19 protein-coding genes and 1 pseudogene are annotated in these 20501 nt (G+C 62.3%); 16 read left to right on the plus strand and 4 right to left on the minus strand.

Annotation, left to right across the window (positions count from 1 at the left end):
- Positions 1-3: 3 nt before the first annotated feature.
- The 3 genes from urtE (at position 4) to BLU35_RS29470 (ending at position 2802) form a co-directional block, all read left to right on the plus strand.
- Positions 4-699 carry an urea ABC transporter ATP-binding subunit UrtE gene (urtE, locus tag BLU35_RS29460; protein WP_093235696.1) on the plus strand — a complete coding sequence of 232 codons (696 nt, stop codon included), beginning with the start codon at positions 4-6 and terminating at the stop codon, positions 697-699.
- 313 nt (positions 700-1012) lie between these two features.
- Complete coding sequence (locus tag BLU35_RS29465; RefSeq protein ID WP_093235698.1) at positions 1013-1471, plus strand: RrF2 family transcriptional regulator; 459 nt, start codon at positions 1013-1015, stop codon at positions 1469-1471.
- A 101-nt stretch (positions 1472-1572) separates the two neighbouring features.
- Complete coding sequence (locus BLU35_RS29470) at positions 1573-2802, plus strand: acyl-CoA dehydrogenase family protein (protein ID WP_093235699.1); 1230 nt, start codon at positions 1573-1575, stop codon at positions 2800-2802.
- Positions 2803-2889: 87 nt separating this feature from the next.
- Here the strand turns inward: BLU35_RS29470 and BLU35_RS29475 are convergent, their stop codons facing one another.
- Positions 2890-4287 (minus strand): LLM class flavin-dependent oxidoreductase, encoded by a 1398-nt coding sequence (locus BLU35_RS29475; protein WP_093235700.1) that lies wholly within the window; start codon positions 4285-4287, stop codon positions 2890-2892.
- Positions 4288-4367: 80 nt separating this feature from the next.
- A complete protein-coding gene (locus tag BLU35_RS29480) occupies positions 4368-5585 on the minus strand; it encodes an SfnB family sulfur acquisition oxidoreductase (protein WP_093235701.1) in 1218 nt (405 codons plus the stop codon).
- Positions 5586-5980: 395 nt separating this feature from the next.
- On the opposite strand from BLU35_RS29480, the gene BLU35_RS29485 reads away from it, so the two are divergent.
- From BLU35_RS29485 to repB, 10 genes are all read left to right on the plus strand, one after another.
- The gene (locus BLU35_RS29485) at positions 5981-6367 is read left to right on the plus strand and encodes a BRA0787 family protein (RefSeq protein WP_057251743.1); all 387 of its coding nucleotides are present in this window, start codon (positions 5981-5983) and stop codon (positions 6365-6367) included.
- Between the two features lie 156 nt (positions 6368-6523).
- Positions 6524-7426, plus strand: a complete 903-nt coding sequence (locus BLU35_RS29490) for a LysR family transcriptional regulator (protein ID WP_093235716.1) — start codon at positions 6524-6526, stop codon at positions 7424-7426.
- Between the two features lie 234 nt (positions 7427-7660).
- Entirely contained in the window at positions 7661-8605 is a 945-nt protein-coding gene (locus BLU35_RS29495) for an ABC transporter permease (RefSeq protein WP_093235702.1), read from the plus strand.
- On the plus strand, positions 8602-9420 hold the full coding sequence (locus tag BLU35_RS29500; RefSeq protein ID WP_093235704.1) for an ABC transporter permease: 819 nt from the start codon (positions 8602-8604) through the stop codon (positions 9418-9420). The genes BLU35_RS29495 and BLU35_RS29500 overlap by 4 nt, the downstream gene beginning before the upstream one ends.
- Positions 9417-11060 (plus strand): ABC transporter ATP-binding protein, encoded by a 1644-nt coding sequence (locus tag BLU35_RS29505; RefSeq protein ID WP_093235705.1) that lies wholly within the window; start codon positions 9417-9419, stop codon positions 11058-11060. The genes BLU35_RS29500 and BLU35_RS29505 overlap by 4 nt, the downstream gene beginning before the upstream one ends.
- A gap of 1 nt (position 11061) precedes the next feature.
- Positions 11062-11919 carry a serine hydrolase gene (locus BLU35_RS29510; protein WP_093235706.1) on the plus strand — a complete coding sequence of 286 codons (858 nt, stop codon included), beginning with the start codon at positions 11062-11064 and terminating at the stop codon, positions 11917-11919.
- A 31-nt stretch (positions 11920-11950) separates the two neighbouring features.
- Positions 11951-13495, plus strand: coding sequence for an ABC transporter substrate-binding protein (locus BLU35_RS29515; RefSeq protein WP_093235707.1), 1545 nt, complete (start codon positions 11951-11953; stop codon positions 13493-13495).
- 115 nt (positions 13496-13610) lie between these two features.
- Positions 13611-15050 (plus strand): M20 family metallopeptidase, encoded by a 1440-nt coding sequence (locus BLU35_RS29520; RefSeq protein WP_093235709.1) that lies wholly within the window; start codon positions 13611-13613, stop codon positions 15048-15050.
- A gap of 257 nt (positions 15051-15307) precedes the next feature.
- Entirely contained in the window at positions 15308-16561 is a 1254-nt protein-coding gene (repA, locus tag BLU35_RS29525) for a plasmid partitioning protein RepA (protein WP_093235717.1), read from the plus strand.
- Between the two features lie 4 nt (positions 16562-16565).
- Positions 16566-17642, plus strand: a complete 1077-nt coding sequence (repB, locus tag BLU35_RS29530) for a plasmid partitioning protein RepB (RefSeq protein ID WP_093235710.1) — start codon at positions 16566-16568, stop codon at positions 17640-17642.
- Between the two features lie 326 nt (positions 17643-17968).
- Here repB and BLU35_RS29535 read toward each other — a convergent pair whose 3' ends face one another.
- Together BLU35_RS29535 and BLU35_RS36405 are read right to left on the minus strand one after the other, a co-directional pair.
- On the minus strand, positions 17969-18157 hold the full coding sequence (locus tag BLU35_RS29535; RefSeq protein WP_143033018.1) for a hypothetical protein: 189 nt from the start codon (positions 18155-18157) through the stop codon (positions 17969-17971).
- Positions 18158-18419: 262 nt separating this feature from the next.
- The gene (locus BLU35_RS36405) at positions 18420-18545 is read right to left on the minus strand and encodes a hypothetical protein (protein ID WP_286161663.1); all 126 of its coding nucleotides are present in this window, start codon (positions 18543-18545) and stop codon (positions 18420-18422) included.
- A 224-nt stretch (positions 18546-18769) separates the two neighbouring features.
- On the opposite strand from BLU35_RS36405, the gene BLU35_RS29540 reads away from it, so the two are divergent.
- The 3 genes and pseudogenes from BLU35_RS29540 to BLU35_RS29555 form a co-directional block, all read left to right on the plus strand.
- Complete coding sequence (locus BLU35_RS29540) at positions 18770-19090, plus strand: DUF1476 domain-containing protein (protein ID WP_093235712.1); 321 nt, start codon at positions 18770-18772, stop codon at positions 19088-19090.
- A 344-nt stretch (positions 19091-19434) separates the two neighbouring features.
- Positions 19435-19994: pseudogene (locus tag BLU35_RS29550) on the plus strand (hypothetical protein).
- 266 nt (positions 19995-20260) lie between these two features.
- Positions 20261-20501, plus strand: a 241-nt coding sequence (locus BLU35_RS29555; protein ID WP_143033019.1) for a transposase, incomplete at its 3' end; no start/stop codon positions are given.

A 20501-nucleotide genomic window follows, 5' to 3' on the forward strand; every position in this document is an offset into this window, starting at 1 on the left:
GCCATGCTGAGCGTCGAAAACGTCAATCTTCACTACGGTGCCGCGCAGGCGCTGCGCAACGTGTCGATCACCGCCGAGATGGGCAGGATCACTTGCGTGCTCGGCCGCAACGGCGTCGGCAAGTCGAGCCTGCTCCGGGCCGTTACCGGTCAGCATCCGGTTAGCGCCGGCGCGATCGGCTTCAACGGCGTAGCACTCGCGGGTATGGCGCCCTACCGCCGTGCCAAGGAAGGCATCGGCTACGTGCCGCAGGGCCGTGAGATTTTTCCGCTGCTCACGGTGAAGGAGAATCTCGAAACCGGCTTCGCCCCGCTGAAGCGGGGCGATCGCTCGATACCGGAGGACGTCTTCAATCTCTTTCCGGTTCTTCGTTCGATGCTCGGGCGTCGCGGAGGCGACCTCTCCGGCGGGCAGCAGCAGCAATTGGCGATCGGCCGGGCGCTGGTGACGCGGCCGAAGATCCTGGTGCTCGACGAGCCGACCGAGGGCATTCAGCCTTCGATCATCAAGGATATCGGCGGGGCGATCCGCTACCTCCGGGATTCGACCGGAATGGCGATCCTGCTGGTCGAGCAATATCTGGATTTCTGCCGGGGACTCGCCGATCACGTCTACATCATGGATCGCGGCGCCGTGGTGCACGAGGGGCCGCCAGAGACGTTGGATACGCCCGAGGCCCGACGACATCTCACGGTTTGATCACCCGCTACCGGCATCTCTGGTGTCAGGTGTCCTGCAAGCGGCGCCACCGTTCGCGTGCGCAGGTGCTGGCGCCGCGGACCGAACCTCAATCTACCGAAGGCTCATTTATGAGAAATCGCCGTCTCTGCCATGAAAGCGCCAAGAAAGCGCACTAAATCTATGCAGTAACTTCCGTAATTTCTTGAGAATGGTGCGGTTTGGGTGTAGGACATCCTAAGCGAAAGAGTGCGGCCGTCACAACCCGTTGCCTCCGGCAAATGCCTGAGGAGCGGAATTGTGGCGGCCTTCTTGTTCACGAAAGCGAAGTGACATGTTGACCAAAAAAGGAAAATACGGGCTCAAGGCCCTTGTCGACCTGGCTCAACTGGAGCCAGGAGAGACCGCCTTCATCACCGAGATCGCCACGCGGAACAATATTCCGAAGAAGTTCCTGGATGCGATCCTTCTCGAACTGCGCAATGCCGGAATCCTGCGCTCGAAGAAGGGCCCGGGCGGCGGCTATTCTCTCTCTCGACCAGCCTCCGACATCCGCATCGGCCAGGTCATCCGGACGCTGGATGGGCCCTTGGCGCCGATCCGCTGTGCCAGCCGCACCGCGTTTGAGGCCTGCGACGACTGCGCCGATCCGGTCAACTGTCATGTGCGCAAGTCGATGAGCAATGTTCGCGACGCGATCGCCTCGATCCTCGACAACATGACGCTGGAGCAGTTCGCCGCCAATGACAACGCCTCAGAGATCGTGGCGTCGCGCGATGCCGAGGCGGGCTGAGGCGGGTAGGACATTTCCAACGGCCGCGCCGCTGTGGAATTAGATTGCTGTTATTATCTATATAATATGTGCATTATTTCGCCTCAACCATGGAGAGGCGGATGAGCAACGTACATTTCCTCAAAGAGCCGGTGGCGGCCGACAACAGCGCACACGATCAAAAACGGCGGGAGCTGTTTGCCCGCGCCGAGACGCTGTCTAGGGATCTTGCCCGCCGTGGCGCCGAACTCGACCGCGTCGGAGCGCCGCCGCGGGAAGAGGTCGAGGCGCTCCGTCAGGCCGGTCTTCTGACCGCGCTGCATTCGCCGGAGGTTGGCGGTGCGGGCTTGAGCTGGGTCGACGGGCTGCGGCTGGTGCGCATCATCGCGCGCGGCGAAAGCTCGATCGGCCAATTGCTTGGCTACCACTACGTCAACAGCCAATATGTCTACTGGGCCGCTGCCGATCCGAAGCAGGCCTGGGTGCTTGGGGCGGAGACCGTCGAGCGGCAGCTCTATTGGGGTGCCGCGGTCAACCCGCGCGATCCCGGCCTCACGCTGGAACGGCGTGGTGGCCACTATGTGCTGAACGGCCGCAAGACATTTTCGACCGGCGCGCATGTCTCCGACCGCATTAACGTCAACGCTGCGATCGAGGGTAAAATTGCCAATTTCGTCGTGCCGACCGACCGGCCGGGTTACATCACCAACGACGACTGGGACAATATCGGCCAGCGCCTCTCGGACAGCGGTAGCGTCGAGTTCCGTGATTTCCCGGTCTACGATCGTGATTTCATCCTGCCGCTTGCCGACCCCTCCGATCCGCCAGCGGTGCAGGCGACGTTCAACACGCCGCTGATCCAGCTCGTCTTCGTCAATTTCTACCTCGGCACGGCGGAAGGTGCGCTTGCATCGGCCCTCGACTACGTTCGCACCACGACACGTCCCTGGGTGACATCGGGTGTCGAACGCGCCGGCGATGACCCCTATATCCTCGAACGGATCGGGGAACTCCAGGCGAGCGTGAAGGCGTCGGTCGCGCTGGCCGATGTGGCCGCAGCTTCGGTCGAGGCGGCACTGTCGCAGGGGAGGTCGGTGACGGCCGAGACGCGCGGCGAAGCGGCGATCGAGGCCTATGCGGCCAAGGTGCACTCGACCCATGTCTCGCTCGACGTGACGACGAAGGTCTTCGAGCTGATGGGCGCACGCGCCACGGCAGGGCACTATCGCTTTGACCGCTACTGGCGCAATGTCCGCACTCACACGCTGCACGATCCGGTCGCTTACAAGGCGCGCGAGGTTGGCGATTTCGCATTGAACGGCCGGATCCCGCCGGTAAGCCTTTATAGCTGAGCCTGCCCCGCAGGCGCGATTGCCTCGGCCTGAAAGAAAAACGCCGCCTGGACCAGGTCCCGGCGGCGTTTCTTGGATGGCCCCGCCCTAAGCGGAAGCCGCGATCGCCGATTTCGTTCCGCCGATGTCCCGATAGCCGGCGCCCGGATGCGGCGCCACGAGCCTTGGCCCGGCGTCGAAGAGTTTTTCCCTGAGCGTGCCTTCGCGATAGTCGGCCTTGTAGACGCCGCGTTTCTGCAGTTCCGGTATCAGCAGATCGACGGCGTCTTCGAAAGTCTCGGGCGTTACCGCATAGGCCAGATTGAAGCCGTCGACATCGGTCTCCTCGACCCATTCCTGCATGAGGTCGGCAACGGTCGAGGGCGAGCCGACGAAAACCGGTCCGAAGCCGCCGATGCCCACCCAGTCGGCCATCTCTCGCACCGTCCACACGCGATCCGGATCGATCGTCGTGAAGGTCTCGACGGCCGATTGCACCGCATTGGTGTAGCGGTGGCGCAGCGGCTCGTCCGGGGCGAACTGGCCGAAATCGATGCCCGTCCAACCGGAGATCAGCGCCAGAGCGCCCTCATAGGAGATGTGCTTGCGGTACTCGTCGAACTTCTTCTTCGCCGCGGCATCGGTTTCGCCGAGGATCACCGTCTGCAGATTGAAGGCAAGGATTTCGCGCGGGTTGCGGCCGGCGCGCTCTGCCGCTTCCCGCATGTTGGCGACATAGCGTTTCAATACGGTCTTTGAGGGCGCGGCGACGAAAATGCATTCGGCGTGAGCCCCGGCGAAGTCCTTGCCTCTGCTCGAAGAGCCAGCCTGGTAGAGCACGGGCGTACGCTGCGGCGAAGGCTCGCTCAAGTGGATGCCGGGGACGGTGAAGTGGCGGCCGCGGTGATTGATCGGGTGCACCTTGTCGGGATGGGTAAAGATGCCGGTTGCCCGGTCGCGCACGACGGCACCCTCCTCCCAGCTGCCTTCCCAGAGCTTGTAGCAGACCTCCAGATATTCCTCGGCGAGATCATAGCGGTCGTCGTGACGCGTCTGCTGCGCCTGGCCGACATTGAGGGCGCCGCTGTTCAGATAGGAGGTGACGATGTTCCAGCCGATCCGCCCTTTGGTCAGATGGTCGAGCGTCGAGATGCGGCGGGCGAAGGTGTAGGGATGCTCGAAGGAAAGCGACGCCGTCAGGCCGAAGCCCAGATGTTCCGTTTCATAGGCCATCGTCGGTACCAGTTGTAAGGGGTCGTTGACCGGGACCTGGGCCGAATGGCGAAGTGCCGCATCTGCATTGCCGTTCAGCACGTCGTAGACGCCGAGCACATCGGCGATGAACAGGCCGTCGAACTTGCCGCGCTCGAGCGTTTTTGCCAGATGCACCCAATAGTCGAGATCCTTGTAGCGCCAGGACTGGTCGCGCGGATGGGTCCAGAGCCCCGGCGACTGATGGCCGACGCAATTCATGTCAAAGGCATTAAGCCGGATTTCGCGACTCATGGAGTTCTCCTTCGGGCAAGGTTTATGCGTTGCCCGAAGCGTTGGTCACGCCTCGAGCCGCTTGTGCGCGGTCAATGGGATCAAAGTGCGCCGTTCTTCGGCGGCTTGACGCCGTTCAGGTGGTAGTTGCCGACGACGTGATGCTTCCAGCGCACCGGGTCGTGCAGCGTATGGGTGCGGGCGTTGCGCCAATGCCGGTCGAGGTTGAGGCCGATCTTCGTCGAGGCGGTTCCGGCGAGTTCGAAGAGCGTGTTGCTCGCTTCCAAGGCGATCTCGGTCGTCAGGACCTTCGCCGCAGCAACGGCAAGCGTTGCCTCGACGACGCTCTCCTCGGTGCCGTTGATCTGGGCGACATCGACCTTTTTTCCGGCGCGTTCGACGGTTGCGGTTGCCGCCTCCAGGCGGATGGCGAGCTGGCCGATGCGGGCGATGGTCAGGGGATCATCGGCAGCGCGCTCAACGCCGCTGTCCATCCAGGGTCGCGCATGATCACGTACGAAATTGAGGGTTTCGGCAAAGGCCGCCCGGGCGATGCCGAGGTCGATGCCGGCATGAATGATCTGGCCGACGGAGCCGATCGTCGTCGAGCGCTCGAAGCCGCGGTGATGGCGCACCACCGCATCGGCGGTGACATAGACATTTTGCAGCACGGTCGTGCCGCTGCCGGTCGTGCGTTGGCCGAAGCCGTCCCAGTCGTCGATGATCTGCAATCCTTCGGCGCCGCGCGGCAAAAACGACATGGTCAGCTTGTCGTTTGGATCCAGAGCGAAGACCACGATCCATTCGGCAAACAGCACGCCGGTCGAATAATACTTGCGCCCGTTCAGCCGGAAACCGGGACCATCAGGCGTCAACCGCGTCGCATAGTCGCCGACGGTCTTCGTGCCGCGCTCGGAAAGGGCGTTGCCGAAACGGTCGCCGGCAAGCGCACGGCCGAAGAAGAACGCCTTCTGCTCTTCGGTGCCATCGGTGCGCAGCGCTTCCAGAATGTAGAAGTGGTTCTGCGGGATCTGGCCGATCGAGCTGTCTGCTTCCGAGAGGATGGCGGTGATCTCCGCCAGAACCGCATTGGAGACGTCGATGCCGTCATATTCCGGCGGCACGGTGATCGCGAGCAGGCCGGATTGGGCCAGCGCATCGAGTTCGTCGAAGGGCAGGATGCGATCCGTATCCCGCTCATTGGCGCTCTTCGCAAATTCCGCCGCCAATTCGCGGGCGATCGACAGCGCTTCCTCCTCGCTCTCGATCCGGTGCGCCGGGGCTCGTGTTTTCTCGGAAAGCCGCGAGATCGTTCCCATGTGACTGCTCCCTATCGATTGAGGTGCATATCAGTGAATTATCTGGCAGAGCCGGGTAAGATAGTATATTCTATAGAAATTATCGATTTTAGATTTTCGTTTCTGCCGCAATGGCGACCCGGTGTTTACCTTTGGGGCGGGATCGTTAATATCGAGTCGGGGGGAGGCCGCGAGGGGAAACCTTGGTCGCGGCGCGCGACGTGTATGCGTGCCGATTTCCCGCCAAAATTGACTGCGGCTCAGGGAACTATCACCCGATTTGCGCATTGCGTCATCGCCTGCAGTTTAACCAGTCGCGTGGCCACAGAGTATCGGCCACCCGGCACGAACACAAACACATGCTGACAGAATTGGCCATTCGCGTTTCCCGGCCTTAACCACTGAAGGAGACACAAATGACGAATTTCCTGCCTGCTCTACATGAAGGGCACGCCTCCATCACGCTGCAGAACCTGTTTCGCGATGCTCTGGAGGCCTATGACGACTGGGGCGCAAACATGCCCGAGCCGTTCGTTGCGTTCGAAGGTAAGCTGCTTCCGATCAGCGAAGTCTTCGATTGGATGAAACCTTGTACCGACATCATGCCGGCGAACCTCCTCGGCATCGTCACGGACCGGCTGAACAAGCCTTGGAGCGGTGAAGGTCCGCTCGACGCTATGACCGTCTCGACGGCGGCACGCGTGATGGCTGTTCTCACGCGCCGACAATTGCGCAGCTTCGGCCGTGGCTCGATCGAGGTCTTTGCCGAGCGCTTCAACCATCCGGTGCAGGCCAACGCCTGATCGGTGAATCCCTGAGGAGCGCGTTCGCGCGCTCCTCATCAATGGCGAGCCGCTCGGCGATCGATTTCGCTACGCTCGGTGTCGCACCCCTTTCTTGCCGGATCGCCTTCCCGTAAACACGGGAGCTAGCGGATGTTCGAACGAACCGGGGGCGGCGTGAATTTTCGACAATTGGAAGTGCTGCGCACGCTTCTTGCGACCGGATCGACGATTGCTGCCGCCAAGACCATGGGCCTCAGCCAGTCCGGTGTCAGCCGGTTGTTGCAGCAGCTCGAGGAAGACCTGTCGCTGACGCTCTTTGCCCGCGACAAGGGCCGGTTGATCCCGACGCCGGAGGCGATGAAACTCGCCGAGGATGCCGAACACATTCTATTGGGCATCGACCGCTTCACCAATCTGGCGCAGGATCTGCGCAGCGGCGCCGTCGGGCCAGAGGTCGTGCGCATCGGCCTGCCGAATAGCATGTCCGAGACTTTCGCGCCGGCGATGCTCGCCGACTATGCCAAGGATTTTCCGGGCGTGCGCATCGAGACTTTCTTCGATACGACCGTCGCGATCGCGCGGCTGGTGGAGCAGCGCATCATCGACTTCGGCTTTCTGCGGTATGAGGGGCAACTCAGCGCCGGCATCGAAATGCAGCCGGTCGCCACAGGCGTCAGCGTCTGCGTGATGGAAAAGGGGCATCCGCTCTCTGCGCTCGATACCATCACGCCCAAGGAATTGCGCGGGGTGCCGCTGATCCTCATCGGCCGGCGCCGGCCGACGCGCGTCATGCTCGACGAGATCTTCCGCAATGCCGGCGTGCCGCAGAAGGTCAAGATCGAGACCCACAGCAACAGCTCGGCCTGCGCCTATGCTGCCTACGGCCTCGGGGTCGCGATCATCAGCAGCTTCTTTGCCAGTTTGCATCGGCATCTGCCGATCGAGATCCGTCGTTTCTCGCCGCATCTCACCCAGGATTTCGGCGTCGCCACCGCGGCCGGCGTTCCACTGTCGCTTGCGGCCCAGGCCATGATCGATTGCCTGAAGCGTCAGGTCGCCGCCGTCCACGACCTGTAGACGGTGGGTCGCCTCGGCCCAGGGCAGCAAGTAATGCCTTGTTTTATATTCAGTATCCTGTTCGTCGAGCGATCCATCGCCGCTCGCCCGACGTGTCATGTCCTTGTCATAGAGGTATGACGATTACTCATAATATTGCGCGATTTTTTCCAATCGATCATAGTTCCATCAACAAGAGCCGACGGGCGGGAGAATCGCGGTAACGCGTGCGGCCTGCCTCAGTACGGGGAACCCATGATCAAGTTCATTCTCAATCGCCTCGTGATGGCGATACCGACGATCGTTATCGTCTCGGTGGCCGTCTTCACGCTCATCCGCCTCATTCCCGGCGATCCGGCAGCACTGATGCTCGGCGACATGGCCGAGCCGCAGCAGATTACCGCGATGCGCACGGAGCTCGGTCTTGACCGCAGCATCCCCGAGCAATTCGTCATCTGGGCCGGCAATATCCTCTCCGGCGATTTCGGCACGTCGATCGTCACCGGCGAGCCGGTGCTGCATCTGGTCCTCAGCCGCTTCATGGTGAGCGCCGAGATCGTCGTGATCGCCGTGTTTCTCGCAAGCCTCATTGCGGTACCGGCTGGCGTCATCGCCGCCTGGCGGCAGAACAGCCTGACCGATCTTGCTTTGGTCGGTTCGGCGACGGTGCTTCTGTCGATCCCGACCTTCTGGCTCGGTCTGCTTCTGCTGCTCGCCTTCGGCCTCAAGCTCGGCTGGCTGCCGGTGGTCGGCTATGTGCCGATCACCGAGAACTGGAAGGCCGGGCTTCTCTATCTAGTCCTCCCGGTCATGACCCTTGTCATCCACGAGATGGGCGTGATCATTCGCATGGCGCGTGCCTCCACGCTCGAAGTGCTGAGACTCGATTACATCACCCACGCCCGCGCCAAGGGTCTTTCGGAGAGTGCCGTTCTCTGGCGCCACGCCTTCAAGAATGCCTTCGGACCCACCTGGACGATGATCGGCCTTATCCTCGGCAACCTGCTCGGCGGCATTGCCGTCATCGAGACGGTCTTTACCATCCCCGGCCTTGGCCGATTGATGGTCGATGCGATCTTCCAGCGCGACTATCCGGTGATCCAGGGCTGCCTGCTGCTCGTCGCCTTCTCCTATGTCGTCGTCAACCTCGTGGTCGACCTTCTCTATCCTCTCTTCGATCCGCGGGTGGTGGCAGAATGAGAAAGTTCACTTTCAATGGCGTCATCGGCGGCGGCCTGATCGGATTGCTCGTCGTCATCGCGCTCATCGGTCTCATTTGGACGCCCTATGATCCGATGGCGCTCGGCTTCACCTCGCGCCTCGCTGCACCCGGTGCGGCGCACTGGCTCGGCACCGACGAGTTCGGCCGCGATGTCGCCAGCCGGCTGATGGTCGGCGCCCGCGCCAGCGTCTGGATCGGCTTCCTGACCGTCACCTTCGCCGTCGTCTGCGGTACCTTCATCGGCATCGTCAGCGGCTATGCCCGCGGCTGGGTCGATGGCGTGATCATGGCGATCAACAACGCGCTGCTGGCCTTCCCCGGCATCCTGCTCGCCCTCGGCCTGCTCGCTGTCTTCGGCGCCAACCAGTACGGCATCATCTTCGCGCTAGGCATCGCCTATACGCCGTCTATGGCGCGCGTGGTGCGCGGCGCAGTCCTTTCACTGCGTGAGCGCGAGTTCATCGAAGCGTCGCGCGTCATGGGCAATGGCGAGATCTATACGATGCTGCGCCATATCCTGCCGAACTGCGTGGCACCGATCACGGTGCTTGCCACCTCGATGTTCGGCTGGGCGATCCTGTCGGAAAGCGCACTTTCCTTCCTTGGCCTCGGCGTGCCGCCACCGGCGCCGACCTGGGGCAACATGCTGGCCGCCGGCCGCCCCTTCATCGAACAGGCCGTCTGGCTCGGTTTCTTCCCCGGTCTCTGCATCGCGCTCACCCTGCTCGGCATCAACCTGCTCGGTGATGCGCTGCGCGACAAGCTCGACCCCCGCATGCGAGGCCTGAAATGACCGGAAAATCTCTTCTCAGCGCACCCCTTCTCAGCGTCCGGGGCCTCTCGCTTGCCGTCGCCCATTCCGGCAACCAGGTGGTCAAGGATGTGAGCTTCGAAGTCGCGCCGGGCGAAATCGTCGGCATCGTCGGCGAAAGCGGCTCCGGAAAGACGCTCGCCACACGAGCGATCGTCGGCCTCATCCCGCCGGCCGTCCGCCATGGCGGTGGCACGATCCTCTACCGGGGCCGCGACGTGCTCGGCATGAAGGATCGCGACCTCCGGCAATTGCGCGGCGGCGAGATCGGCGTCGTTTTCCAGGAGCCGATGACCTCGTTGAACCCGTCGATGACCATCGGCCGGCAGCTCGAAGAGGGGCTGATCCTGCACACCAAGATGTCGGTCGAAGAGCGCCGCGCGGCGATCCTCTCGATGCTGAAGCGGGTCGGCATCCGCGAGCCCGAGCGGGCGCTGGCCGCCTATCCGCACGAGTTTTCCGGCGGCATGCGCCAGCGCATCATGCTCGCCTCGGTGATGCTGTTGAAACCGGCCTTGCTGATCGCCGACGAGCCGACGACGGCGCTCGATGCCGTGGTCCAGCGCGACGTCATGGAGCTGATGGTCGAACTCACCCAGGCCGAAGGCACGGCGGTGCTTCTGATCAGCCATGACCTGCCGATGGTCGCCCGCTACACGAACCGTTTCGTCGTCATGGAAAAGGGCGTCGTCGTCGAGCAGGGTCTGACCGAAGAGATCCTGCAGGCGCCGCGGCATCCCTACACCCGCAAGCTGCTTTCCTCGCTGCCGTTCCGAAGCGCGCCGCGCAAGCTCGACCTGACGCGCACGCCGATGGTCTCGGCACGCAACATCGTGGTCGAATACCGCGGTCGCAAGGGGCTCTTTCGCAGGCACGAACCGAAGCGGGCGCTGCACGGCGTCAGCGTCGATATCCATGCCGGCGAAGTCGTGGCCCTTGTCGGCGGTTCCGGTTCCGGCAAGACGACGCTCGGCCGCACTATCGCCGGCCTCGTTGAGCAGACGGAAGGAAAGATCCTATTCCAGGGCCGCGAGCGCAGTGCCGACTGGCGCGACTATCGCCTGAACTGCCAGATGGTGTTTCAGGATCCCTATTCCTCGCTCGATCCGCGCATGACCATCCAGGCGCTCGTCGAGGAAGCCCTGCGGCTGGTGCCGGATCTCGAAACGCCGGGCAGGCGCCGCCGCGCGCTCGAAACCCTGGAGGAAGTCGGTCTCGGCGCCGATTTCGCCAACCGCTACCCGCATGAGCTTTCCGGCGGCCAGCGCCAGCGCGTGGCGATTGCCCGCGCCATCGCTCGGCGGCCGAAGTTCCTGATCGCCGACGAGCCTGTCTCCGCGCTCGACGTCACGGTCCGGGCGCAGGTACTGGAGCTCTTTTCCAACCTGCAGAAGCGCTACGGTTTCTCCTGCCTGTTCATCAGCCACGACCTCGGCGTCGTCGAGCAGGTCGCCGACCGGGTCATCGTCATGCAGGACGGCCGCATCATCGAAGAAGGCGACCGTGACCGGATCTTCGACGCGCCGCAGGAGACTTACACCCGCAAGCTCCTCTCCGCGATCCCGGCGCTCGATCTCAACCAGACCGGTGGCGTCACCCTCAAATGGCGGCTGGAGGCCTGAGATGAGCAACGAAATCAAGACCGGCGCGATCTCAGCGGAACTGAACGCGATTGCCGATGCCCAGCCCTTTGTCACGCGCTTCCTCGTGCGCAATCTGCAAACCGGGGAAACGATCGGTCGTGGTGAGCGTGAAGAAACGCCATCCGCCAGCACCCGCAAGACATCGATCATGATGGCGGCGCTGAAGGCTGTGGCTGACGGGCGGCTCGATCTTGATGAGCGGATCACCTACGCGGAACGCCTCGCCCAGGAAGTGGCAAGCGGCATGTTCCGCTACCTGACGCCGGGCATCGTCATTTCGCTCCGCGACGCCATCGTCGGCATGATGGTGTTGAGCGACAATGTCTGCACCAAGATGGTGTTCGAACGGCTGACGCTCGAGGAGGTGGACAGCTACTGCAAGGCGCTCGGCATGGCGGGAACGCACCACCGCTTCCTTATTCCGCCACTGGCGCTGAGACCCGATCATTCGCTGGCCGATGTGACGACCACGACGGCGGCCGACCAGGTAATGCTGCTGGAGCTGATCCTGGCCGCTCAGGAAGACGCCGCGGCAGCGGTCAGGCTCGGCATCTCCTTCGAGCTCGCGGCATTCGCCCTGCAGACGCTGAAGAACCAGGTTCTGCGCTACGGCATTCGTGCGCGGCTTCCCTTCGAGGTGGTGGCCGCCTGCAAGGGCGGTCGGGGAAAACGCGGCCGCATGGATGCCGGCGTCGTCTATCGCGACGGCAAGCCCCTCTACGCCATCGCTGCCTTTACCGACGGCGTGCCGGTGCTGATGCCTGACGGTACGCCCGGCTACACCATCGCGCTCGAAACGATCGGCAAGCTGTCGCAGGCCTGCTGGCGCGACTTTTGAACCGACAACCAACAACAAGAGAGAGGAACCCATGAAAACCATACTTCTTGCCGGCACAATGCTGATGAGCGCGATCACGCTCGGCCATGCCCGCGACCTCACGGTGGCGCAAAGCTCGGACATCCGCAGCAACGAGCCCGGCGTCAACCGCGACGGCAACACCGACTCGGTGATCTTCCACATCGTCGAGGGTCTCGTCGGCTATGCCGAGAACGGCGAAGTGAAGCCGCTGCTCGCGAAAAGCTTCGAGGTTTCGGCCGATGGCCTGACCTATACGTTCAAGCTGCGCGACGACGTGAAGTTCCATAACGGCAAGCCGCTGACCGCCGAAGACGTGGTCTGGAACTGGAACCGCTACATGAAGCCGGAGACCAAGTGGACCTGCGCCGGCGACTTCGATGGCAGCAAGTCGATCAAGGTGACGAACGTTGCCGCAGCCGATGCTTCCACCGTCACCATGAGCATCGAGAAGCCGTCTGCCGTCTTCCTCGGCCTCATGGCCCGGCCGGAATGCGGCTACACCGGCATCGTCTCACAGGATTCTGTCGGCGCTGATAGCGCCTTCGTCGCGCCGATCGGCACCGGCCCGTTCAAGTGGGCGGAATGGAAGAAGGGCGAGTATGTCCGGCTCGAGAAGAACGCTGACTACGTCTCGCCCGCCAATGATGGCAAGCCCGATGGCATGGTCGGCTCGAAGCGGCCGCTCGTCGACGGCATCAAGTTCATGGTAATCCCGGATGCCTCGACGGTGAAGACGGGTCTGCTCTCGGGCGCGCTCGATACCGCTGAGGTCTCGGCCGATCTCATCGCCGAGTTCAAGGACAGCGACACGATGCAGCTCATCGTGCACCGCAACAACGGCAAGAACCTGCTCTACTTCCAGACCCGCGACAAGGTGCTGAGCAATGTGGCGGTGCGCCGCGCCATGGCCGAAGCACTCGACCTCGACCAGCTCGTCGCCGCCGTTTCCAACGGGACCGGTGAGGCCAATTCGTCAATGGTCTCGGCTGACTCGGTCTTCTATTCCGACGTCCAGAAGAAGAAGATTCCGATGGACCTCGAAAAGGCGAAGAAGAACCTTGCCGATGCGGGCTACAAGGGCGAGCAGATTACCATCATCGCCAACAAGCGCGGAAACGTGCCAAGCTTCCCGGCCGCCGTCGTCGCCCAGGCGATGATGCAGCAGGTCGGCCTCAACGTGCAGATCGAGGTGCTCGATTATGCGACTCAGGTCGATCGCCGTCGCTCCGGCAATTACCAGGTGATCTCGCAGTCGGTCTCGCCGCGCCTCGATCCCGCGCTGATGTACAGCTTCTATGTCGGCAACAAGGACAAGAACGCCTCGCTGATGTGGGACAACCCGAAGGCGGTCGAGCTGATGAAGGCGGCCTACATCGAGGCCGACCAGGCCAAGCGTCAGGCGATCTTCGATGAGTTCCATCAACTGATGCTCGACGAGGTCCCCGGCATCTTCATGTACGACATGGTCGACATCTGGGGCGCCACAAAGAAGCTGCATGGCGAGCCTGTCTGGCAGTCCAATACCCGCCTCTGGGAAGTGACGCTCGACGACTGATCCGGGCCCAAGCCGGATCTGACCAAAGAGATGGCGGCAGGCCAGCCGCCATCTTCGATCCACCGATAGCAATACTGATGCGACCGCGTCCGGCGCCGTTGCAAAAGGAAGATTCATGCCAAAATCATCCGCACTGACCGCCCTTGTCGAAATCGTCGAGGCGCTGAAACCCGAATTCGCCGCGATGAGCGACGCGATCTGGGAACATGCGGAGCTGAGCTTTCATGAGGAAAGGTCGGCTGCGACCCAGATCGCGATGCTGGAGAAGTACGGATTTCGCGTGTCGCGCGGGCTGGCCGAGATCGATACGGCCTTTGTCGGTGAGGCGGGCGAGGGCGGTCCAGTGATCGCCTTCCTGGGTGAGTTCGATGCGCTGGCGGGCTTGAGCCAGGTGGCCGGCATCGCCGAAGCACGGGTAGAGGTCGAGGGCGCCACCGGCCACGGTTGCGGCCACAATCTGCTCGGTACCGGCTCACTACTCGCTGCCGTCGCGCTTGCAACCTACCTCAAGGAAAACGAGCTTCCGGGGACGGTTCGTTATTACGGCTGCCCCGGTGAGGAGGGTGGTTCCGGCAAGACCTTCATGGCGCGCGCCGGCGTCTTTGCTGATGTCGACACGGCGTTGACCTGGCATCCCGCGCCCTTCAACGGCGTTCGCTCGACCAATAATCTCGCCGTGCTCGAAATCTACTACCGCTTCAAGGGTGTGGCGGCGCATGCGTCCAACGGTGCGCATCTCGGCCGCAGCGCGCTCGATGCGCTGGAGCTGATGAATGTCGGCGTCAACTTCCTGCGCGAGCACATGCCGCAGGATTGCCGCGTCCACTATGCGATCACGGATGCCGGCGGCAAGGCGGCGAACGTCGTCCAGGCCCGTGCCGAGGCGCTCTATCTGGTGCGGGCGCCGCAGATGCCGGAGGCGCTGGCGCTCGCTGCCCGCATCGACAAGGTCGCCAAAGGTGCGGCGATGATGACGGAGACCGAGGTCGAGATCGTCTTCGACCGGGCGGCGACCAACCTTCTGCCCAACATTGCGCTGGAAACGGCGATCCACGAGAATATGGTGGCACTCGGCCCGGTGCCCTTCGACGAGGCGGACATCGCGTTTGCCAAGGAGATCCAGAAGACGCTGACATCAGAGGCGATTTCCAGCAGCATCCGGCTATACCAGATCAAGGGCGATGTCTTCGCCAACAGCCGTCTCGACGGTTCGACCGGCCTGCATCTCGGCCTCCGGGATTTCGAGGGGCAGTCGCATTTCCGCGCGGGCTCGACCGATGTCGGCGATGTCAGCTGGATCACCCCGACCGCACAGTGCTGGGCGCCCGCCTGGGCGATCGGCACCGCGCCGCACACATGGCAGGTCGTCGCACAGGGCAAGAGCCCGGCCGCGCACAAGGCTTTCGCCCATGCGGCGAAATCATTGGCAGCAACGGGTCTCGATCTGATCCTCGATGCCGATCTGCTGGCGCGCGCCAAGGCGGAGTGGCGCGAAAAAACAGAGGATAAACCCTACCAGTGCCCGATCCCGGATCACATCGGCCCCAAGCTCTGACTACCGATCTGACGGTCTTATCGAACGCCCGCGCCGCCGTCGCGGGCGTTTTCTTTTGCGAGATTGGCACCCCCCAGCGTGTCGCTCGCCATTACCGCCGATCGCGGTCGAAGTCTTGACGCGAATCAGAAGCTCCGGCATCTCTGTTACGGAGTTTTTCGAATAAGTGCTGATTAGCCGTATTTGGATTAAATCTCTGTTAGTGCATCGCCGCAGCGTTGTGCCGCGATGCATGCAAGGAGTAGGGCGAAATGACGATGACGGCAACCCAGGCAAGGCAGGACGCGGATCACTCCCGGGCTCGCCGTCCGGCCGACGAAGCGATCGCGGCCGATGCGCGCGCGCTTTCCGACCAGTTGAAGGCCATGCGCGAGCGGCTCTTCCCGCCGACGGCGATGAAGACGCTTCGAAGCTTCACCTCGGGCGAGGCGGCCAAGCTGATCGGTGTCTCCGACGGCTATCTGCGTCAGCTTTCGCTTGCCGGCGAGGGCCCACAGCCGGATACGGGGCTCGGCGGTCGCCGGTCCTATTCGCTGTCCGATATCAACGCGCTTCGCCGCCACCTGGCTGAGCAGGCGCTGGCCAAGGGCAATGCCGTCAAGGCGCGTAGCTACCTCAAGTGGCGTGACCGGGAAGCAGGCGAGCACCTGCAGGTAATCTCTGTCACCAACTTCAAGGGCGGCTCCGGCAAGACGACCTCGTCGGTGCATATCGCGCAATATCTCGCTATGACAGGCCATCGCGTACTCGCCGTCGACCTCGACCCGCAGGCCTCGCTTTCCGCCCTCTTCGGCTATCAGCCGGAGCTTGACCTCACCGGCAACGACACGCTTTATGGCGCGATCCGCTACGACGCCGAAGCGCGGCCGCTGAAGGACATCATCCGCAAGACCTATTTCGACGGCCTCGATCTCGTGCCCGGCAACCTCGAGCTTCAGGAATTCGAGCATACGACGCCGCAGGCGCTGAGCGCTCGCCACAACGGCAGCGACGCCGGCCCGCTGTTCTTCGCCCGAGTGCAGACAGCACTCGCCAGTGTCGCCGATGACTATGATGTCGTCATCATCGATTGCCCGCCGCAGCTCGGTTATCTGACGCTCTCGGCCCTTTGCGCTTCGACTTCCGTCATCGTCACCGTGCATCCGCAGATGCTCGACGTCGCCTCGATGAACCAGTTCCTCTACATGACGTCGGATCTCTTGAGCGTCGTGCGCGAGGCCGGCGGCGAGCTGAATTTCGATTTCCTGCGCTATCTTGTCACCCGATTCGAGCCGAACGACGGGCCGCAGGCACAGATCGTCGGCTTCATGCGCTCGCTCTTCGGCGAGCGGGTGCTGACTTCGGCCATGGTGAAATCGACGGCGGTCTCGGACGCCGGGCTGACGAAGCAGACACTTTACGAGGTCGGGCGCGAGAATTTTACGCGCGCCACCTACGACCGCGCGGTCGAATCGCTGAACTCGGTCAACGGCGAGATCGAAGCACTCATTCATGCGGCGTGGGGGCGCTGATCGAATGGCTGGCAATCGCAAGAACGAACTGCGCGCCCTCTTCTCCGGCAATGTCCAGCCGGCAGGTCCGGCCGCGCCGGCTGATGAAACGCAGCCTGCCACTGCGGCGAGCGCCCAGCCCGCCAAGCCCGTGGCCGCCAAGCCACCGCTCGCCGAAGTTCCCCGCGCCGCTTCCGGTGCGATCAAGGCCATGGGCCTTTCTCTCGGCAGCATCACCCGTGAGGCGGAAGAGGCGCGCGCGCTGCGCGAAGCCCTGACGCAGGGCGAGCGTGTCGTCGAGCTCGATCCGGACCTGGTCGATGCCTCCTTCGTCGAGGATCGTCTGACGGACGGCGAAACCGACGACCCGGATTTCCTGGCGCTAGCCGACAGCATTCGCGACAGCGGCCAGCAGTCGCCGATCCTGGTGCGTCCGCATCCGGAGAAGCACGGCCGCTACCAGACGGCCTATGGCCACCGGCGCCTCAACGCCGTGCGCAGCCTCGGCATCAAGGTCAAGGCGATCGTCCGGCCGCTCACCGACGATGAGCTGGTGCTCGCCCAGGGCAAGGAAAACGCCGAGAGGCGCAACCTATCCTTTATCGAGCGGGCGATGTTTGCCTCCGCACTTGCCGACCGCGGCTTCGACCGCAAGGTGATCGGCGAGGCGCTCGCCGTGCAGAAGAGCGAGCTGTCGCGTCTGATCCAGGTGGCTGAAGGCGTGCCGCCGGTTATCGCCCGCGCCATCGGCCCGGCGCCGAAGGTCGGCCGCGAACGCTGGATGGCGTTTGGCGCGCTGCTTGAAGACGAGGCCGCGGTCCAGGCCGCGCAGGAGGAGTGCCGCTCACGGCGTTTCCTCGAAGCCGAAAGCGACCACCGGTTTCAGATTCTCTTCACCCGCCTGTCGCGCAAGCCGAAGCCGGAAACGGTGAAGCCGGAGACGCTGGTCGACGCCGGCGGACGGGCCTTTGCCAAGCTTAAGCGCGACGGCAAGAACGCCCGCATCGAGTTTGCCGCCGATGTCGATCCCGCCTTCATCGACGAGGTTGCCGAGCTGCTTGCCAAGCATCACACGGCGTTTGCATCGGGCCGCGAAGGCTGACGGCGAAGTCTGGCTTAGGGTCGCTGTCGTGAACCGCAGCTTCAAACCATCGCCATTCCCGTCTATTTATCGGGGATGTTCGAGATTCAGGGTTTTACTTTAGTCCTGTGATAAGTCTTCCGCTTTCTTAAGTCTAAATTTGAGATAAAAAACGGAATGTTATCTTGGTTTTCGGAATCAATGAATAATTTTGCTGTGAGGTGCAGCTTGCAGAGTCTGCCGCAACAGGGTTTGGTTCGGGTTTTGACTCAAGCCGCCAAATGGCACGATGTGAAACCCGCGCTGCTCGTTCTTGTCGAACACGAAGCGTGTGAGTATCGACCCGTTCACCTGTCGCCATCTGCTTCGGCTCCGCCGTCACGGCTTGCCGTAACATCGCGTTCGTGTGGAATTTCCGTCACATCCTCCGGCAGTTCGCCCGCTTCGCCAATTCTCGAAGATTTCGCAGGTGTCCTGCCAATTCCCGCATCAAGAGCCACCGCAGCGTCCAAAAGGTGATCCTGTTCATCGGCCATGCGATTCAACTCCCTGTCTTCGGTTTGTAGCGTCGGCATAATACCCATCGGAGGTGACGGATCAAATGCCGAGGCCTCACAGAACTTGCCTCCTGCCACTTACCGAAGCGACCATCCCGTTCATTGGTCAGGCGAACGGCGCCCCGACAAGCTCCAGATGGCACGGCGCATGATCTCACCGAACGCGGTGCGGTGAGCATTACGGCATCGTCTTGGGAGCCCGAGCAGGTCCCAACACTCATCGCCGGCGCAAAGGGCGTGTTCAATCGGCATGACATTGCACGCGCTGCACCGAGGCAACAGGGCTGCCACCATCCGCTCCCTTCTGTTGGCGGGCAAGCAGGTTGTAGAAAGGCACCCTGCCTTCGGAAATTGCGTAGCTCAACATTGAGTATGTATCTTGTGAACCAGAGGCAGGGCATCTTCTCCGGTTTCGCGTTTTGATCTTGGTGGTGACCTGGCAGTCACGCGGCACGCGGCTGACCTATCCGCGGGTAAGGGGTTCAGTATTGCCAATTGCGGTGACACGCGTCACTCTGGTTGCGATTAACTAGCCGGTGATCTGGCGGATGTCGGATGAAAGTCACGAGTCCCCTGAACTGAGGGCCAAGTATGAACAAGATGAGAGACCGCCAAGAAGGCTTCGAAAAGAAGTTTGCCATGGACGAGGAATCGAAGTTCAAGGCCATGGCGCGCCGCAACAAGCTCTTCGGATTATGGGCCGCTGACAAGCTCGGCAAAACAGGAGCGGACGCCGACGACTATGCGAAGGAAGTGGTGCTCGCGGACTTCGAGGAAGCCGGGGACAACGATGTGTTTCGCAAAGTGCGCGCCGATTTCGACGCAGCCGGCGTAGCCCAGTCTGACCAACAGATTCGTGGCGTTATGGACGAGCTGCTGGCCACGGCAGTCGACCAGATCAAGAGCGCGTGAATACCAGCGTCGTTGCCTTTTCAGAGCAGCCAGCGGCGACCCATAGGAGCGCATTCAAGGGCGGTGTTCCGGCGGGCTTCCGCAGTGCGGTAAAGCGCGCAACACGCCTCGCCTACACTCGCACCGACGTGGTTTACGCGAACTTTGGCGGGCGCCTGTTGTCCCCGGTCGACCGCTTGAGCGCGGCCGGTCTCACCACGGCCAGTTCATCGCTCGGTCAACTCGCGGAAGGTGGAAGCGCATCTCGAAGCAGTCCGCTCCGTCGTCGACCTCCTGAAGACGGCTGCACAGGATGCCGATGCCGACGGCATCTATTCCGAAGCGCAGTTCCATAGCGATTTTTGATGCTGAAGCTCATTCTTACCGGAGTCTTGGTCTGCGCGGTCACGCTCGGATCCGTCTATTTCTCGACGCAAAGCGCTCCAGCGCCGGTCGTTTCGGACGGCGAGGCCGCCCAGCGCGCATCGGAGCAATATGTTTCCGGTGAGATGATCACCATACCGGTGATCAGGGAAGGCGCCATTCAGGGCTATTTCCTGACCAAGCTTTCCTTTTCTGCGACCAAGGAAGGGATCAGCAATCTTCGTGCTCCGCTCCGGCAGATGGTCACCGATGGACTTCATGATTTGCTCGTTGGCTCGAAGTTGATAGATGTCGCCGATACGGGCACCTTCGATCTGCCGAACTTCAAGGCCCCGGTCGAGGTCGGTCTCAACAAGGAGTTCGGCGAAGAGGTCATTACCGAGGTGCTCGTCGAGCAGTCCTGACCACGGACGACGTCAAGCGCGTCGCCAACAACGGGACCGTCCCGTGTCAGAAGCCGGTTCCGATCGTCGACAGGAACGGCAATGTCGCCAACGACAAGCTGCCGGAAGGCGCCGTCAAGGAAGGCAACTCGCATTAAGGTGAGGAAAGGTGAGGAACGCTTGCCTCATGGGTAAGTCCTGCCGTTCCGACGAGTCGAGTTTCCTGTTTCCACTTGCTATGATTACGAGGGTTTGATTTGAGCCCGGCGTGAAATGCTCGCTTGGCCGACTGATCGCGAATGTTCCCCGCGACGTGGACAAGCTTCAAGCCGGTGTTGGACGCGATTCTACAGCGTAAACTCATGAAATTTCTTGGCATTTATCGGCCGCCGTGATTCAAGGCTTCGAAATAGGGAAGCATTTGATGACGCGTCGTCGTTACGAACTGACTGACCACGAATGGTCGATCATATCGCCGTTGTTGCCCAACAAGCCACGCGGCGTTGCCCGCGTTGATGATCGGCGGGTCCTGAATGGCATCCTCTGGCGGTTTCGAACGGGCTCGCCTTGGGCGGAAGTTCCGGAACGCTATGGCCCGCCGACGACCTGTTACAACCGCTTCGTCCGCTGGCGCAAAGCCGGGGTATGGGATCGGCTTCTTGAAG

The organism is Sinorhizobium sp. NFACC03 (assembly GCF_900103435.1).
Classification (GTDB): Bacteria; Pseudomonadota; Alphaproteobacteria; order Rhizobiales; family Rhizobiaceae; genus Ensifer.

Excerpts from the sequence above, each read along its gene's own strand:
- urtE (WP_093235696.1), top strand. The coding sequence starts at position 4 with ATGCTGAGCGTCGAAAACGTCAATCTTCACTACGGTGCCGCGCAGGCG.
- BLU35_RS29465 (WP_093235698.1), top strand. The coding sequence starts at position 1,013 with ATGTTGACCAAAAAAGGAAAATACGGGCTCAAGGCCCTTGTCGACCTG.
- BLU35_RS29470 (WP_093235699.1), top strand. The coding sequence starts at position 1,573 with ATGAGCAACGTACATTTCCTCAAAGAGCCGGTGGCGGCCGACAACAGC.
- BLU35_RS29475 (WP_093235700.1), bottom strand. The coding sequence starts at position 4,287 with ATGAGTCGCGAAATCCGGCTTAATGCCTTTGACATGAATTGCGTCGGC.
- BLU35_RS29480 (WP_093235701.1), bottom strand. The coding sequence starts at position 5,585 with ATGGGAACGATCTCGCGGCTTTCCGAGAAAACACGAGCCCCGGCGCAC.
- BLU35_RS29485 (WP_057251743.1), top strand. The coding sequence starts at position 5,981 with ATGACGAATTTCCTGCCTGCTCTACATGAAGGGCACGCCTCCATCACG.
- BLU35_RS29495 (WP_093235702.1), top strand. The coding sequence starts at position 7,661 with ATGATCAAGTTCATTCTCAATCGCCTCGTGATGGCGATACCGACGATC.
- BLU35_RS29500 (WP_093235704.1), top strand. The coding sequence starts at position 8,602 with ATGAGAAAGTTCACTTTCAATGGCGTCATCGGCGGCGGCCTGATCGGA.
- BLU35_RS29505 (WP_093235705.1), top strand. The coding sequence starts at position 9,417 with ATGACCGGAAAATCTCTTCTCAGCGCACCCCTTCTCAGCGTCCGGGGC.
- BLU35_RS29510 (WP_093235706.1), top strand. The coding sequence starts at position 11,062 with ATGAGCAACGAAATCAAGACCGGCGCGATCTCAGCGGAACTGAACGCG.
- BLU35_RS29515 (WP_093235707.1), top strand. The coding sequence starts at position 11,951 with ATGAAAACCATACTTCTTGCCGGCACAATGCTGATGAGCGCGATCACG.
- BLU35_RS29520 (WP_093235709.1), top strand. The coding sequence starts at position 13,611 with ATGCCAAAATCATCCGCACTGACCGCCCTTGTCGAAATCGTCGAGGCG.
- repA (WP_093235717.1), top strand. The coding sequence starts at position 15,308 with ATGACGGCAACCCAGGCAAGGCAGGACGCGGATCACTCCCGGGCTCGC.
- repB (WP_093235710.1), top strand. The coding sequence starts at position 16,566 with ATGGCTGGCAATCGCAAGAACGAACTGCGCGCCCTCTTCTCCGGCAAT.
- BLU35_RS29535 (WP_143033018.1), bottom strand. The coding sequence starts at position 18,157 with ATGGCCGATGAACAGGATCACCTTTTGGACGCTGCGGTGGCTCTTGAT.
- BLU35_RS36405 (WP_286161663.1), bottom strand. The coding sequence starts at position 18,545 with ATGTTGAGCTACGCAATTTCCGAAGGCAGGGTGCCTTTCTACAACCTG.
- BLU35_RS29540 (WP_093235712.1), top strand. The coding sequence starts at position 18,770 with ATGAACAAGATGAGAGACCGCCAAGAAGGCTTCGAAAAGAAGTTTGCC.